At 72.6% G+C, this 13,704-nt stretch carries 15 protein-coding genes; 5 read left to right on the top strand and 10 right to left on the bottom strand.

Annotated features, from left to right (window positions below):
- Positions 1-74: 74 nt before the first annotated feature.
- Together ACFP3U_RS20360 and greA are read left to right on the top strand one after the other, a co-directional pair.
- Complete coding sequence (locus tag ACFP3U_RS20360) at positions 75-485, top strand: DUF4307 domain-containing protein (protein ID WP_380227014.1); 411 nt, start codon at positions 75-77, stop codon at positions 483-485.
- 330 nt (positions 486-815) lie between these two features.
- Positions 816-1,316 (top strand): transcription elongation factor GreA, encoded by a 501-nt coding sequence (gene greA, locus ACFP3U_RS20355; RefSeq protein ID WP_380227013.1) that lies wholly within the window; start codon positions 816-818, stop codon positions 1,314-1,316.
- Between the two features lie 133 nt (positions 1,317-1,449).
- On the opposite strand, the gene ACFP3U_RS20350 is transcribed toward greA, so the two are convergent.
- The 3 genes from ACFP3U_RS20350 to ilvA form a co-directional block, all read right to left on the bottom strand.
- Positions 1,450-2,307, bottom strand: a complete 858-nt coding sequence (locus ACFP3U_RS20350) for an ABC transporter permease (protein WP_380227012.1) — start codon at positions 2,305-2,307, stop codon at positions 1,450-1,452.
- 1 nt (position 2,308) lies between these two features.
- On the bottom strand, positions 2,309-3,364 hold the full coding sequence (locus tag ACFP3U_RS20345) for an ATP-binding cassette domain-containing protein (RefSeq protein WP_380227011.1): 1,056 nt from the start codon (positions 3,362-3,364) through the stop codon (positions 2,309-2,311).
- A 158-nt stretch (positions 3,365-3,522) separates the two neighbouring features.
- On the bottom strand, positions 3,523-4,734 hold the full coding sequence (ilvA, locus tag ACFP3U_RS20340) for a threonine ammonia-lyase (RefSeq protein WP_380227010.1): 1,212 nt from the start codon (positions 4,732-4,734) through the stop codon (positions 3,523-3,525).
- Between the two features lie 122 nt (positions 4,735-4,856).
- Here ilvA and ACFP3U_RS20335 point away from each other — a divergent pair, with 122 nt between their 5' ends.
- Positions 4,857-5,336: a MarR family winged helix-turn-helix transcriptional regulator gene (locus ACFP3U_RS20335; RefSeq protein WP_380227009.1), complete on the top strand. Its 480-nt coding sequence runs from the start codon at positions 4,857-4,859 to the stop codon at positions 5,334-5,336.
- Positions 5,337-5,359: 23 nt separating this feature from the next.
- On the opposite strand, the gene ACFP3U_RS20330 is transcribed toward ACFP3U_RS20335, so the two are convergent.
- Positions 5,360-6,517, bottom strand: a complete 1,158-nt coding sequence (locus ACFP3U_RS20330; protein ID WP_380227008.1) for a cystathionine gamma-synthase — start codon at positions 6,515-6,517, stop codon at positions 5,360-5,362.
- A gap of 132 nt (positions 6,518-6,649) precedes the next feature.
- Here ACFP3U_RS20330 and msrA point away from each other — a divergent pair, with 132 nt between their 5' ends.
- A complete protein-coding gene (gene msrA, locus ACFP3U_RS20325) occupies positions 6,650-7,321 on the top strand; it encodes a peptide-methionine (S)-S-oxide reductase MsrA (protein WP_380227007.1) in 672 nt (223 codons plus the stop codon).
- A 117-nt stretch (positions 7,322-7,438) separates the two neighbouring features.
- Positions 7,439-7,807 (top strand): cupin domain-containing protein, encoded by a 369-nt coding sequence (locus tag ACFP3U_RS20320; RefSeq protein WP_380227005.1) that lies wholly within the window; start codon positions 7,439-7,441, stop codon positions 7,805-7,807.
- A 15-nt stretch (positions 7,808-7,822) separates the two neighbouring features.
- On the opposite strand, the gene ACFP3U_RS20315 is transcribed toward ACFP3U_RS20320, so the two are convergent.
- The 6 genes from ACFP3U_RS20315 to ACFP3U_RS20290 form a co-directional block, all read right to left on the bottom strand.
- Positions 7,823-8,374 (bottom strand): DUF1203 domain-containing protein, encoded by a 552-nt coding sequence (locus ACFP3U_RS20315; RefSeq protein WP_380227004.1) that lies wholly within the window; start codon positions 8,372-8,374, stop codon positions 7,823-7,825.
- Positions 8,375-8,474: 100 nt separating this feature from the next.
- Positions 8,475-9,341 carry a hypothetical protein gene (locus ACFP3U_RS20310; protein ID WP_380227003.1) on the bottom strand — a complete coding sequence of 289 codons (867 nt, stop codon included), beginning with the start codon at positions 9,339-9,341 and terminating at the stop codon, positions 8,475-8,477.
- Positions 9,338-9,898, bottom strand: a complete 561-nt coding sequence (locus tag ACFP3U_RS20305) for a SigE family RNA polymerase sigma factor (protein ID WP_380227002.1) — start codon at positions 9,896-9,898, stop codon at positions 9,338-9,340. Before ACFP3U_RS20305 ends, ACFP3U_RS20310 begins: the two co-directional genes overlap by 4 nt.
- A gap of 72 nt (positions 9,899-9,970) precedes the next feature.
- A complete protein-coding gene (locus ACFP3U_RS20300) occupies positions 9,971-11,224 on the bottom strand; it encodes a L,D-transpeptidase (protein ID WP_380227054.1) in 1,254 nt (417 codons plus the stop codon).
- Between the two features lie 216 nt (positions 11,225-11,440).
- Positions 11,441-11,779, bottom strand: coding sequence for a hypothetical protein (locus tag ACFP3U_RS20295; RefSeq protein WP_380227001.1), 339 nt, complete (start codon positions 11,777-11,779; stop codon positions 11,441-11,443).
- Positions 11,780-12,259: 480 nt separating this feature from the next.
- The gene (locus ACFP3U_RS20290; protein WP_380227000.1) at positions 12,260-13,663 is read right to left on the bottom strand and encodes a cystathionine beta-synthase; all 1,404 of its coding nucleotides are present in this window, start codon (positions 13,661-13,663) and stop codon (positions 12,260-12,262) included.
- Between the last annotated feature and the right edge of the window lie 41 nt (positions 13,664-13,704).

Below are 13,704 nucleotides of genomic sequence, written 5' to 3'. Positions count from 1 at the left end.
AGGAGCCCCGCATTCCCCCGTCCCACCCCCGTACCACCCGCGCGGCCCCCCTCCGCACGAGAGGACTGAGCCCCATGAGTGCTGGCACCCGGACCCCGCGGCTCCCCGAGGGGCGCTACGGGCGGCGCGCCGACCGCGAGACCGACCGCCGGCTCAAGGTGATCGGCGCCGTCTGCGGAGTGCTGGCACTGGGCCTGATCGCCTGGCTGGGCAGCTCCTACCTGATCCGCGAGACCCGGATGAACGCCACCGTGCCGATCTTCCAGGCGCTCTCCGACACCGAGCTCCAGCTGCACCTGGCGGTGCGCAAGAGCGACGGCACGGCCGGCAGCTGCACCGTCCGCTCGCAGGGCGAGGACGGCGCGGTGGTCGGGGTGGCCGACTTCCCCGTCCCGGCGGAGGGCACCGCCTACGACGCGGTGGTCAGTCTGCGGACCACCGCCCGCGGCACCACCGCCGAGCTGCTGGGCTGTACACCCGCGTAGCACTCCGGACGGCGGCAGCAAGGGGGGCGCACCGGGGTATTCGGTGGCGGCCACCCCGGTGGTGGGCGCATATTCGCTCGGGGGAGCGGGCATCCGTAGAGGAGCCCCGCCCACCCGTCCTGTCCACCTTGGCGCAACGCTGTCGTCAATGGCACGCCAACGGCTCTCCCGCTTGTCGGTGGGAGTTGTTAGGCTCGTGGTTTCGCCCCTTCCGCACCAGCTGGTACGGGAGCGGGCGTTGCTTTGTAGTTAAGACCGTTATCAGCACACCGACCTACGCGCTGACGACTCACACCCTCAGCACAGCCCCAGCACCTACGAGGAGCACCCGTGACCCAGACCAGCGAGAACGTGACCTGGCTCACTCAGTCCGGCTACGACCAGCTCAAGGCCGAGCTGGATCACCTGACCGGCCCCTGGCGGATCGAGATCGCGCAGAAGATCGAGGCCGCGCGCGAGGAGGGTGACCTCAAGGAGAACGCCGGTTACCACGCCGCGAAGGAGGAGCAGGGCAAGTACGAGCTGCGGATCCGCCAGCTCACCCAGCTCCTGGAGCGCGCCAAGGTCGGCGAGGCGCCGGCGGACTCGGGCGTGGTCGCCCCGGGCATGGTCGTCACGGTCGCCTTCGACGGCGACGAGGACGACACCATGAAGTTCCTGCTGGGCTCGCGCGAGGTGGCCGGCGACGACGACCTGGAGATCTACTCGCCGCAGTCGCCGCTGGGCCGCGCGATCGACGGCAAGACGATCGGCGACGACGCGACCTACGAGCTGCCGAACGGCAAGCGGGCCATGGTCAGGATCATCGAGGTCAAGCCCTACGCCGGCTGATCCTCCCCGCCGCGACAGCCGCAGCAGAAGCAGCAGAGCAGTAGCAGAGCAGCAGCAGCCGCCGCGCGGCGAACGAGTGACCGGGCGGGCGTGGCAGGTGCCACGCCCCCCCTCGGCGTCGGTGCGCCCCGGCTCAGCCGGCGGCCGAGCGGTACTTGCGCACCGAGAGCCAGGAGAACACCGCGATGATCACCAGCGACCAGAGCACCGACATCAGCTCCGCGTGCTGCATCGGCCAGACGTCGTCCACCGGCCCCACCTGGTTGCCGAAGAGGTTGCGGCAGGCCTGCACGGTGGCGCTGAACGGGTTCCAGTAGGCGATCGCCTGCAGCCAGCCCGGCATCGAGCTGACCGGCACGAAGGCGTTGGAGATGAAGGTCAGCGGGAACAGCCAGATCAGACCCGCCGAGGTGGCCGCCTCCGGACTGCGCACCGAGAGGCCGATCAGCGCGCCGATCCAGGAGAAGGCGTAGCCGAGCAGGAGCAGCAGTCCGAACGCGGCCAGCGCCGACCAGAACCCGTGGTGGATCCGCCAGCCGACCAGCAGGGCGACCACGGCCAGCACCACCAGGGTGAAGGCGGTCTGGCAGAGGTCCGCCAGGGTGCGGCCGACCAGCACCGACGAGCGGGCCATCGGCAGCGAGCGGAACCGGTCCACCAGCCCCTTGGACATGTCCTCGGCGATACCGGCCGAGGCGCCGGCCACCGCGAAGGTGACGGTCTGGGCGAAGATGCCGGCCATCAGGAACTGGATGTACGTCGAGGAGCTGGACTGCGTCCCGGGGATCTGGATCGCGCCGCCCATGACGTACGAGAACAGCAGCACGAACATCACCGGCTGCATGAGGCCGAACACCACGATCTCGGGTATCCGGGTCATCCGGCGCAGGTTGCGCTTGGCGACCACCCAGGAGTCGTGCAGGACGGCGGCCACACCCCGGCGCTGCCGGGGTACCGCCCCGCCGATGGCGTGCTCGGTGGCGGTGGTCATCTCACAGCTCCTTCCCGGCCGGGACGGCCCGCTCGTCCGTACCGGAACGGGGGTCGCGGTCCCCGTCCCCGTCCCCGTCCCCGTCCCCGTTCCCGGCACCGCCCTCCTCCTCCGCGGCCTCGGTGTGGTGGCCGGTGAGCGAGAGGAAGACGTCGTCCAGGGTCGGCCGGCGCAGGCCGATGTCGTCGATCTCGATCCCGCGGGCGTCCAGCTCGCGGATCACGTCGGCGAGCACCCGGGCGCCGCCGCTGACCGGGACGGTGATCCGGCGGGTGTTCTTCTCCACCGCCGGCTCGCCCAGCGCGTAGCCGGAGAGCGCGGACAGCGCCTCGCCGACCAGGTCGGCCCGGTGCACCACGACCTCGATCCGCTCGCCGCCGATCTGCGCCTTGAGCTGGTCGGCGGTGCCGCGCGCGATCACCCGGCCGTGGTCGACCACGGCGATGTCGTGGGCGAGGCGGTCGGCCTCCTCCAGGTACTGGGTGGTGAGCAGCAGCGTGGTGCCCTGCTCGACGAGGGTCTCGATGACCTCCCACAGGGCGAGCCGGTTGCGCGGGTCGAGGCCGGTGGTGGGCTCGTCCAGGAACATCACCGGCGGGCGGACGACCAGGGCGGCGGCCAGGTCGAGGCGGCGGCGCATGCCGCCGGAGTAGGTCTTGGCGGTCCGGTCCTTGGCCTCGGTGAGGTTGAACCACTCCAGCAGTTCGAGCGCGCGGGTCTTCGCCTCGCGGGCGGGCATCTGGTAGAGCTCGCCGACCATCTGGAGGTTCTCGAAACCGGTCAGGTACTCGTCGACCGCGGCGTACTGGCCGGAGAGGCCGATCAGGCTGCGGACCCGGTTGGGGTGCTTGAGGACGTCGAAGCCGGCCACCGTCGCGCGGCCGGAGTCGGGGCGGAGCAGGGTGGTGAGGACGCGCACGGTGGTGGTCTTGCCGGCGCCGTTCGGGCCGAGCAGCCCGAGCACCGTGCCCTCGGGGACGTCGAGGCTGACGCCGTCCAGGGCTCGTACGTCACCGAAGGTCTTCACCAGGTTCTCGGCTTGGATGGCTGGCGCCATGGGCCTGTCTCATCTCCTCGGGGAGGGACGGAAGGGCTGGTGCGGGTGAGCGGGACAACACACGGTCTGTCCCACTGTGCCCCCATTCAGGGCGGCCCAGCGACTCCGGAGCCTCCCGGATCCCCGATGCCCGAGACCGGAGCCCGACGACCGGACCCCTACGAGGAGACCACGTAGCCCGCGTCCCGCAGCTCGCCGAGCACCGCCGCGCAGTGCTCCGGCCCCTTGGTCTCCAGGTGCAGGTCCACCTCGACCTCGGTCAGCCCCAGCCGCGGATCGACCCGCACGTGCGCCACGTCCAGGACGTTGGCGTCCACCCGGGTCAGCACCCCGAGCAGGCCCGCCAGCGCCCCCGGCCGGTCGGCCAACCGCACCCGCAGCGAGAGGTACCGGCCGGCCGCCGCCAGCCCGTGCCGCAGCACCCGCTGCATCAGCTGCGGGTCGATGTTGCCGCCGGAGAGCACCGCCACCACCGGCCCCTCGAAGGAGTCCGGCTGCTCCAGCAGCGCGGCGACCGGCGCCGCCCCGGCCGGCTCCACCACCAGCTTCAGCCGCTCCAGCCCGAGCAGCAGGGCCCGGGAGAGCGAGTCCTCGGAGACCGTCCGGACCCCGTCGGCGAGGGTGTTGACGATCTCGAAGGGCACGTCACCCGGACGGCCCACCATGATCCCGTCGGCCATCGTGGCGAAGCGCTCCAGCGAGACCGGGTGCCCCGCCGCCAGCGAGGGCGGGTACGCGGCGGCGGCCGCCGCCTGCACCCCGATCACCCGGACGTCCGGCCGCAGCGGCTTGACCGCCGCCGCGATCCCGGCCAGCAGACCGCCGCCGCCCACCCCGACCAGCACGGTCCGCACCTCGGGGCACTGCTCCAGGATCTCCAGCCCGACGGTGGCCTGCCCGATCACGATGTCCCGGTGGTCGAACGGGTGGATGAACACCGCCCCGCTCGCCTCCGCGTACCGCTGCGCCGCCCGCAGCGCCTCGTCCACGGTCGTCCCGTGCAGCCGCACCTCGGCGCCGTACTCCCGGGTCGCCGCGATCTTCGGCAGCGGCGCGGCCAGCGGCATGAAGACGGTCGAGCGCACCCCGAGCAGCGCGGCGGCCAGCGCCACGCCCTGGGCGTGGTTCCCGGCGCTCGCCGCGACGACCCCGCTCGCCCGCTGCACCGGGGAGAGGCCCGCGATCCGGACGTACGCCCCGCGCAGTTTGAACGAGCCGGTGCGCTGGAGGTTCTCGCACTTCAGGTGGACCGGCGCGCCAACCAGCGCCGAGAGATGGCGGCTGCCCTCCATCGGTGTCGTGCGGGCCACCCCGACGAGCATCTTCTGGGCGCCGCGGACATCGTCGAGGGTGATAGGCCAGCTGTGCATGACAGCAGCCTAGGACCCCGCGGCACGCCCTCCGGGGACGTCGGCCCTGTTCCCGGGCCCGCCCGGCCCGCGTACGCTGCTGCTTCTGAGCCTCTCTCACCGCACGACGATCGTGAGCCGCGATGATGACGACCTCGCCCCAGGCCTCCGACCTCACCGACCCCGTGCACACCCAACTCCAGTACCAGCTGGCGGTGTTCGCCCGTCGTATGGAGCAGGTCCGCGGCTCCGACGGGGTGGCCGCGCTGGTCCGGGCGGCCTATCTGCTGCTGGAGCGGCTGGAACGCCTCGGCCCCGCCAACGTCAAGGCGCTGGCCTACGCGCTGGGTGTCGACTCCTCCACCGTCACCCGGCAGGTGGCGCCGCTGGTCGCGGCCGGCCTGGTCGGCCGGGTGCAGGACCAGGCCGACCGGCGCGCCGTCCGGCTCGCCCTGACGCCGCTCGGCGCCGGCCGGCTGGCCGAAGTCCGGGCCGGCCGCACCGAGTTGACCCGTCAGCTGGTCGCCGACTGGCCGCCCGAGGAGCAGCGGGCGTTCTGCGCCCTGCTGGCCCGCTTCAACCACTCGATGGAGTCGTACTCGGCGGGCCGGCAGGGCCCCTAGAACCCGTCCAGAAGCTGCCGGGACTACTTGCCCAGCGCCTGCCGGAGGTCGGCCAGCAGGTCGTCGATCGACTCGATGCCGACGGAGACGCGCACCAGGTCGGCCGGCACCTCCAGGGCCGAGCCCGCCACCGAGGCGTGGGTCATCCGGCCCGGGTGCTCGATCAGCGACTCCACGCCGCCCAGCGACTCGCCGAGGGTGAACAGCTCGGCCCGGTTGCAGACCTCGACCGCCGCCTCCTCGCCGCCGTGCACCCGGAACGACACCATGCCGCCGAAGGCCTTCATCTGCTTGGCGGCGATGTCGTGGCCGGGGTGCTCGGGCAGGCCCGGGTACAGCACCTCGCTGACCTTGGGGTGGCCCGCCAGCAGCTCGGCGACCTTCTCGGCGTTGGAGCTGTGCCGGTCCATCCGGACGCCCAGGGTCTTGATGCCGCGCAGCACCAGCCAGGCGTCGAACGGGCCGGAGACCGCGCCCATCGCGTTCTGGTGGTAGGCGACCTCCTCGGCGAGGCCGGCCTCGGCGATCACCAGGGCGCCGCCGACCACGTCGGAGTGGCCGCCCATGTACTTGGTGGTGGAGTGCACGACCACGTCGGCGCCCAGCGCGATCGGCTGCTGCAGGTACGGGCTGGCGAAGGTGTTGTCGACGACCAGCAGCGCGCCCGCGCCGTGCGCGATCTCGGCCAGCGCGGCCAGGTCGGTGATGCCCAGCAGCGGGTTGGACGGGGTCTCCACCCAGACCGCGCGGGTGTTGGGGCGCAGCGCCTCGCGGACCGTCGACAGGTCCTGGGTGTTGGCCACCGAGAACTCGACGCCCCAGCGGGTCAGCACCTTGGCGAACAGCCGGAAGGTGCCGCCGTAGGCGTCGTTGGGGATCACGATGTGGTCGCCCGGCTTGAGGATGGTGCGCAGCAGGGTGTCCTCGGCGGCCAGGCCGGAGGCGAAGGCGAGGCCGCGGGCGCCGCCCTCCAGCGCGGCGAGGCACTCCTCCAGCGCGGTGCGGGTCGGGTTGGCGCTGCGGCTGTACTCGTAGCCGCCCCGCAGGCCGCCCACCCCGTCCTGCTTGTAGGTGGAGACCTGGTAGATCGGCGTGACGACGGCCCCGGTCTGGGGGTCTGCTTCCTGACCCGCGTGGATGGCGAGGGTCTCGAAGCCCTGGGGAAGCTGGTGCTCGGTCATGCTCCGAGCGTAGTCGGCGAACGGCCGCCCGCCGCCCGGAAGGTGCCGGGCCGCCGCGGCCCGCCGCGGAATCCCCGGGCGGGCGGACGCGTTGGAACGTGCGCAACCCTCGCCGAACCGTTGGAGCAGGCCGTGCTGTTCAACCGCCACAAGACCTCGCTCGTCCCCGCCGACCAGGCGCTGCCCGGCCGGGCGGCGCCCGGCTTCACGCTGAGCGAGCCGCACACCGTGCTGGGCCACCCGCTGACCGGCCCGTACCCCGCCGGGCTGGAGGTGGCGGACTTCGGACTGGGCTGCTTCTGGGGCGCCGAGCGGACGTTCTGGCGGCTGCCCGGGGTCTGGACGACGCTGGTCGGCTACCAGGGCGGGCACACCCCGAACCCGACGTACGAGGAGGTGTGCAGCGGTCTGACCGGGCACACCGAGGCGGTCCGGGTGGTCTTCGACCCGGCCGTGCTCTCCTACGAGCGGCTGCTGAAGACCTTCTGGGAGGCGCACGACCCGACCCAGGGCAACCGGCAGGGCAACGACGTGGGCACCCAGTACCGCTCCGCCGTCTACACCCACTCCCCCGAGCAGGCGGCCACCGTGACCGCGACCCGGGACGCCTTCCAGCCGGCGCTCACCGCGCTCGGCCTCGGCCCGATCACCACCGAGATCGCCCCGGCCGGGCCGTTCTACCCGGCCGAGCCCTACCACCAGCAGTACCTGTCGGACGCCAAGAACCCGAACGGCTACTGCGGTCTGGGCGGCACCGGCGCCAGCTGCCCGATCGGGGTGGCCCGGACCGGCGGCCAGGGCTGACCACCCCTGGCCCGGCTTTCCGCCCCGGGCCCGGAGGCGCAGACTGGAGGGACCGGTAGGGCGGCCGCGTCACCGTCCCTGGTGACGCGGCCGCCCTCGTTCCCCGAGGAGCACCTCATGGCCGGCCTCATCCGCAAGAACTTCGACACCGAACCCGAGGAAGTCCGCCCGTTCGAGGAGGACAAGGGCGAAGTGCGCCTGGTCAACCTGGACGGCGGCCCCGTCGGACGGGCAGTGTTCCAGCCCGGCTGGCAGTGGTCCAAGCACATCAAGCCGATCGCCGGGACGGACAGCTGCCAGGCGGCCCATGTCGGCTACGTCGTCTCCGGACGGATGAGGATCGTCATGGACGACGGCGAGGAGGCCGAGTTCGGCCCCGGCGACTTCATGATCTGCCCGCCCGGCCACGACGCCTGGGTGCTCGGCGACGAGCCGGTGGTCGCCCTGGACTGGCAGGGCTTCGGCGACTACGCCAAGCGCTCGTGACCGGCCCGGCGGTGGTCAGCCCCGCCGGACCTCGTGCATGAAGCACCCGAAGTCCACCGCCCGGACGTGCACCACGGCCACCTCCGGATCGGCCAGCAGCGCCGCCGCGCCCGCCTCGGCGGCGTCCGGCCCGACCAGGACCCCGCCGAGGATGTGCCCGCGCCGGTCGTAGGCGCGCAGCACCCGCTCGCCGCGGTGGAAGCCGGCCGGCCAGCCCGGTCCGGCCGGCCCCTCGCACGGGCCGTCGTGCACGAACACCGGGCCGAGTTCGTCGTACGGGCCCGGCTCGGCCCCGGTCTCGGCGGCCCAGCGCCGCAGCGGCGCATAGCTCAGCAGGGCGATCCGCTCCCCCGCCCGCGCCCGGGTCAGGCAGCAGCGCAGCGGGGCACCGCCGGTCTCGTCGACCGAGCGGACCGGCGGGCGGCCGGCGTCGTCGCGCACCAGCAGGGCGCGGTGCACGGCCGGGTCGACCGCCCGGACGGCGAGAACCGACGGGGCGGACGGGACGGACGGGGCGAACGGGAGGGCCGGGCCGGACCCGGCGGACGGGGTGGTGGTGGTCGTCATGCCCCCACCCTCCCGCCGCCGCCCCCGGAAGTCCGGCGGAAATCGGCCGTCGCGTTCACCCCGTCCGCGTTCACCCCGGCCGCGTTCGCCCCGTCCGCGTTCAGTGCGCGGCGGGCGCCCCCGCCCCGCCGCCCGCGGTGGCCCACGGGTCGGGCCGGCGCGGGTCGAGCAGGTCCGCGAGCCGCGTCCCGTCCGCCGCCCACGCCGCCGCGACGGGCCTGCTGCCCGGCCCCTCCGACGCCGGGGGCCGGACGTTGGCGGGGAGCACCGCGTAGTAGGCCGTCCAGCCCTGCATCCCCGCGGTGGTGACCAGGGTGGCGCCGACCTCGGTGCCGCCGAGCTCGACGGTGATCCCGGCCGGCGTCGGCCCCAGGTAGAGGCCGGTCACCACGGTGCGCTGGGCGTCGCCCATGCTCTGCGCGCCGATGGTCGGCCGGGTGTGGTCGAGGTTGTCGCTGGTGGCGTCCCGGCAGCCGAACGGCTGCTCCCACGCTCCGGTGGCCTGCTCCCACTTCTCGACGCAGGACACGGTCGCGGTGACGCTCATCCGATAGCCCTCCGCGATCGGGACCTGCTCGCCGGGTGCCACCCGCAGGACCGGCGAGTCCGGCCGTGCCTGCGGCGCGGACGACCCGGTCACGGCGGACACCACCGCCGACGCCACCGGGGCCGCGCCGGGCAGCACGGCGACCCTCGACGTGGCCGTCCCCGCCGCCACCACGCCGTCGGCCGGCCGGGCGCCCCCGAAGGTCAGCGCCGTCCCCCCGCAGACCAGCGCGACCGTGAGCGCGACCGCCCCCGCGCCGACCCGCCGCCGGGCCCGGCGGCGCCGCGCCCCGGCGATGACCACCGCCGGGTCCGGTCCCCCCGCTCCCCACGCCGTGTCCTGCCCCGTCAGCAGCTCACCGAGCCGCTCCTCGAATCCCGTATCGCCGTTCTTGCCGCTCATACCGCTCGTACCGCTCATACCGACACCTCGATGTCGCTCGGGTCGTGGCTCGCCGGACCGCCGTGGCGGTCGGCGAGCTCGGGCCGTGCGCGCAGCTTCGACAGTGCCCGGTGCAGCGTGGACTTGACCGTCCCGGGCGCGATGCCCAGTTCGGCGGCGGTCTCGGCCTCACTCAGGTCCCCGTAGTACCGCAGCACCACGACCGTCCGCTCCCGCCGGGTCAGGCCGGCCAGCGCCTCCCGCAGCAGGGCCCGCTGGGCCTGCTGCTCGGCGAAGTCGGCCGGCGCCGGCCGGTCCGGGGCGCGGTCGGTGGGCAGCTCGCGGTTGCGCAGCCGCCGCCACCAGTCGCGGTGCTGGTTGACGACGATCCGCCGCACATAGGCGGCCGGGTCGTCCGCGTTCGCCGTGATCCTGGGCCAGTGCAGGTAGGCGCGTTCGAGCGCCGACTGCACGATGTCCCGGGCCCGGTGCGGATCACCGGTCAACAGCTCGGCCAGCCTGATCAGACCGGGTCCGACGCCGACGACGAACGCGCTGAACTCGGCGTCCAGGCGCTCCCTCTGCTCGCGTTTCACACCCCCCTGACTCCTCGGGGGGCGGGCGGGGTTCTGTCGTTCCCGGGGGGATTTCCGGGCCGTCCGGAACCGTCAGACGGCGCTGCCGGCCTTCCAGTCGGCCCAGTCCATGTTCCAGCCGTTGAGGCCGTTGGACGGCACGACGGTCTTGTCGCCGGAGTTCACGACCTCGACCACGTCGCCGATGATCGAGCTCTTGAAGAACTTGTAGCCGTCCGCGCCGGCGTCCTGGCCGCCCTTGACGTCGCGCAGGCCGACACAGCCGTGGCTGGTGTTCTGGTTGCCGAAGGTCGACGCCGGGGCCCAGTAGTTGCCGTGGATGAAGGTGCCGGAGGTGCTGAGCCGCTGGGCGTGCGGCACATCCGGGATGTCGTACTCGCTGCCGAGGCCGACGGTCTGCGAGTTCATCCGGGTCTGCTGGTACTGCTCGGTGATCACCATCCGGCCGCCCCAGGTGCGGAACTCGGGCGAGCCGCCGGAGATCGCGTAGACGGCGCTGACCTGGCCGTCGGTGGTGACGGTGAGCCGCTTGGCGGCGAGGTCGGCGACGCTGGTCTGGGCGCGGCCGATGGTGAAGTGGACGTCCTTGGACTGGGTGCCGTAGACGCCCTTGGCGCCCTGGACGTCCTTGAGTCGGAGCTGGAGGGTCACCCTGGTGCCCGTGGCCCAGTACTCCTGCGGGCGGAAGTCGAGGCGGGTGCTGGAGAACCAGTGCCCGACGATCTCGACGCCCGGCTCGGCGATGACGGTGATCGCCTGCTGGACGGTCTTGCGGTCGGTGACGGGCTTGCTGAAGTTGATCGAGACCGGCATGCCGACCCCGACGACCGAGCCGTCCTCGGGGGTGAAGTAGCCCACGAAGGTGTTGGCCGGGGTCGCCGTGGTGAAGACGGCGTTGGCGTCGGCCTCCAGCTTGTCCTTGTCGACGGCGACCGCGGCCACCGTGTACTTGGTGCCGCTGGCCGGGGAGGTGGCGGAGGTCCAGACGGTGCCGTCGTCGGACAGCTTCCCGGCCAGCGCCTTGCCGGCGGAGTCGGTGACCTTGACCGTGGTGAGGGTGCCGCCGGCCACGGCGACCCGGACCGGATCGCTGAAGCCGGCCGCGGTGGTGCCGTCGGCGGGGGTGACGGTGATCACGGCGGCGGAGATCTTGGGGGTGCTGGTGGCGCTGGGGGTCGGCTGTCCGGTGCTGTCACCGGTGCCGCCTGTCCCGCCCGCGCCTGTCCCACCGGTGCCCGGGGCGACGCTCTTGGTGTCGTTGCAGGCCGCCACCAGCAGCACCGGGGCGCCTATCAGGCCGGCCAGTACGCCGCGCCGGCTCCACATGCTCCCGGCCGACCGGCCCTGACCTTCCCGTGCCGTCACGTCGCCCACTCCCTGCTGCTCGTTCGGGCCATACGGATACAGAAACGCAATCCGCGCGTTCACGGTTCCCTCACAACGACTTGCGATCGTATGAGAAGACGAAACCGAGCGCCAAATATGGACAAAAAGCCCGGCCTGCGGAGAGCAGACCGGGCGTTCACCGATAGGGGCGGTCGCCTACTCGGCGGCCTCCTCCACCGCGTACTCGTCCCACTCGTCGCTCTCGGGGTCGAAGTCGGTCTTCGCCGACTCCCAGGTCGCCGAGGCGAGCTCGACCCCCGGGACATCGCCGAGCAGTTCCACCGGGTCGATGAAGTGGGCGAGCGAGCCCGACGGATCCACCTCGATGGCCTCGACGGACTGCGCGCGCTCCTCGTCGTCGAGGTACTCGTCCGCGGACACCTGCTCCAGGGCCGCCGCCTTGAGGGCGCCCTCGTCGGTGATCTCGGCGATGAGCTCGATGACGAGCCGGACGTAGTGCGGGCTGTCCTGGCCGGTCGTGTCAGTGCTGGTCATGCGCCGAGCCTACGGGATCCCACCCGCCGCCGACGCCGGAGAAAGCAGCGGGGCCGGTCCCCCCTAGGGAGGGACCGGCCCCACCGCCCCCGCCCGGCTCCCCCACCCGGGAGCCGCGCGGATGCGCCAAGCGGCGCGTTCGCCCGGGAAGCCGCCTCACCCTGGCGACCGGCCGGAGCCGGGCAGGGGCGGGACAACGGCGTCTCCACGGGCTGGGACACCACCGGCCGGGTCAGGACCGACCGTCGTGCCCGAGACGAACCGTGGCGCCGGGGAGCCGCTCCCGGTCAGTCACCGCCGTCTCGTTCGGCGTCTTGCCGTGTGCACAACGATGCCCCAGCCGTGTTAAGCCCGTGCTGCACGGAGATGACGCCGGTGTACCGGTTCGCCTGGAAACGGAACCGGTGCCGCACGGTTCCTCAGCCGCCGGGTCGGGAAAGGCGACTGACTCCGGCTCAGTGGCCCGGGCGGCCCGGCGGCTCAGTGCCCGGCGCGGCTGCCGGTCAGGAAGCCGAGCAGGTCCTGACGGGTGACGATGCCCTGCGGCTTGCCCTCCACCAGCACCACCGCGGCGTCGTCCTTCTCCAGCACCGACATCAGATTGGTAACGGTCTCGCCCGAGCCGACCACCGGCAGCGGCTTGGACATCACCTTGTCCAGTGTGTCGGTCAGCTGGATGTCGCCCGCGAAGACGCCCTCCAGCAGCAGCTTCTCGACCACCGAGCCGATCACCTCGCCGGCCATGATGTCCGGGTGGCCGGCGCCCGGCGAGACCACCGGCATCTGCGAGACGCCGTACTCGCGCAGCACCCGGACGGCCTCGGCGACCGTCTCGTTGGGGTGCATGTGGACGAACTGCGGGATGCCCTCGTGCTCGATGGCGTCCTTGCGGCCCAGCACCTCGCCGATGTGCGCCTCGTCGGTGGCGGACGGCAGGAAGCCGTAGTCGGCCATCCAGTCGTCGTTGAAGATCTTCGAGAGGTAGCCGCGGCCGCCGTCCGGCAGCAGCACCACGACGACGTCGTCCGGGCCGAGCTCCTTGGCGACCTCCAGCGCGGCGACCACCGCCATCCCGCAGGAGCCGCCGACCAGCAGGCCCTCCTCCTTGGCCAGGCGGCGGGTCATCTGGAAGGAGTCCTTGTCGGAGACGGCGACGATGCCGTCCGCGACGCCGCGGTCGTAGGCGGTCGGCCAGAAGTCCTCACCGACGCCCTCGACCAGGTACGGCCGGCCGGTGCCGCCGGAGTAGACCGAGCCCTCCGGGTCGGCGCCGATCACCTTGACCTTGCCCCCGGAGACCTCCTTCAGGTAGTTGCCGGTGCCGGAGATGGTGCCGCCGGTGCCGACGCCCGCCACGAAGTGGGTGATCCGCCCCTCGGTCTGCTCCCACAGCTCCGGGCCGGTCGAGTGGTAGTGCGAGGCCGGGTTGTCGGCGTTGGAGTACTGGTCCGGCTTCCAGGCGTTCGGGGTCTCGCGGACCAGGCGGTCCGAGACGTTGTAGTAGGAGTCCGGGTGCTCGGGGGCGACGGCGGTCGGGCAGACGACCACCTCGGCGCCGTAGGCGCGCAGGGTGTTGATCTTGTCGGTGGACACCTTGTCGGGGCAGACGAAGATGCACTTGTAGCCCTTCTGCTGGGCCACGATCGCCAGACCGACACCGGTGTTGCCGGAGGTCGGCTCGACGATGGTGCCGCCGGGCTTCAGGGCGCCGGAGGCCTCGGCGGCCTCGATCATGCGCATCGCGATGCGGTCCTTCACCGAGCCGCCCGGGTTGAAGTACTCGACCTTGGCGAGCACGGTGGCGGTGATCCCCTCGGTGACCTTGTTCAGCTTGACCAGCGGCGTGTTGCCTACCAGGTCGATGATCGAGTTGTGGTACCGCACGGGGGTCCTCCCGGTTTGTGGGCGTGCCTTCGGTACTGCAA

The organism is Kitasatospora misakiensis, assembly GCF_042656005.1.
GTDB classification, from domain to species: domain Bacteria; phylum Actinomycetota; class Actinomycetes; order Streptomycetales; family Streptomycetaceae; genus Kitasatospora; species Kitasatospora misakiensis.
Note: the sequence above shows the minus strand (reverse complement) of the source record. Positions and strands in the feature narration are given on the sequence as shown.

Excerpts from the sequence above, each read along its gene's own strand:
- ACFP3U_RS20360 (WP_380227014.1), top strand. The coding sequence starts at position 75 with ATGAGTGCTGGCACCCGGACCCCGCGGCTCCCCGAGGGGCGCTACGGG.
- ACFP3U_RS20335 (WP_380227009.1), top strand. The coding sequence starts at position 4,857 with ATGATGACGACCTCGCCCCAGGCCTCCGACCTCACCGACCCCGTGCAC.
- ACFP3U_RS20330 (WP_380227008.1), bottom strand. The coding sequence starts at position 6,517 with ATGACCGAGCACCAGCTTCCCCAGGGCTTCGAGACCCTCGCCATCCAC.
- ACFP3U_RS20320 (WP_380227005.1), top strand. The coding sequence starts at position 7,439 with ATGGCCGGCCTCATCCGCAAGAACTTCGACACCGAACCCGAGGAAGTC.
- ilvA (WP_380227010.1), bottom strand. The coding sequence starts at position 4,734 with ATGCACAGCTGGCCTATCACCCTCGACGATGTCCGCGGCGCCCAGAAG.
- ACFP3U_RS20350 (WP_380227012.1), bottom strand. The coding sequence starts at position 2,307 with ATGACCACCGCCACCGAGCACGCCATCGGCGGGGCGGTACCCCGGCAG.
- ACFP3U_RS20300 (WP_380227054.1), bottom strand. The coding sequence starts at position 11,224 with ATGTGGAGCCGGCGCGGCGTACTGGCCGGCCTGATAGGCGCCCCGGTG.
- ACFP3U_RS20345 (WP_380227011.1), bottom strand. The coding sequence starts at position 3,364 with ATGGCGCCAGCCATCCAAGCCGAGAACCTGGTGAAGACCTTCGGTGAC.
- ACFP3U_RS20315 (WP_380227004.1), bottom strand. The coding sequence starts at position 8,374 with ATGACGACCACCACCACCCCGTCCGCCGGGTCCGGCCCGGCCCTCCCG.
- ACFP3U_RS20295 (WP_380227001.1), bottom strand. The coding sequence starts at position 11,779 with ATGACCAGCACTGACACGACCGGCCAGGACAGCCCGCACTACGTCCGG.
- ACFP3U_RS20310 (WP_380227003.1), bottom strand. The coding sequence starts at position 9,341 with ATGAGCGGTACGAGCGGTATGAGCGGCAAGAACGGCGATACGGGATTC.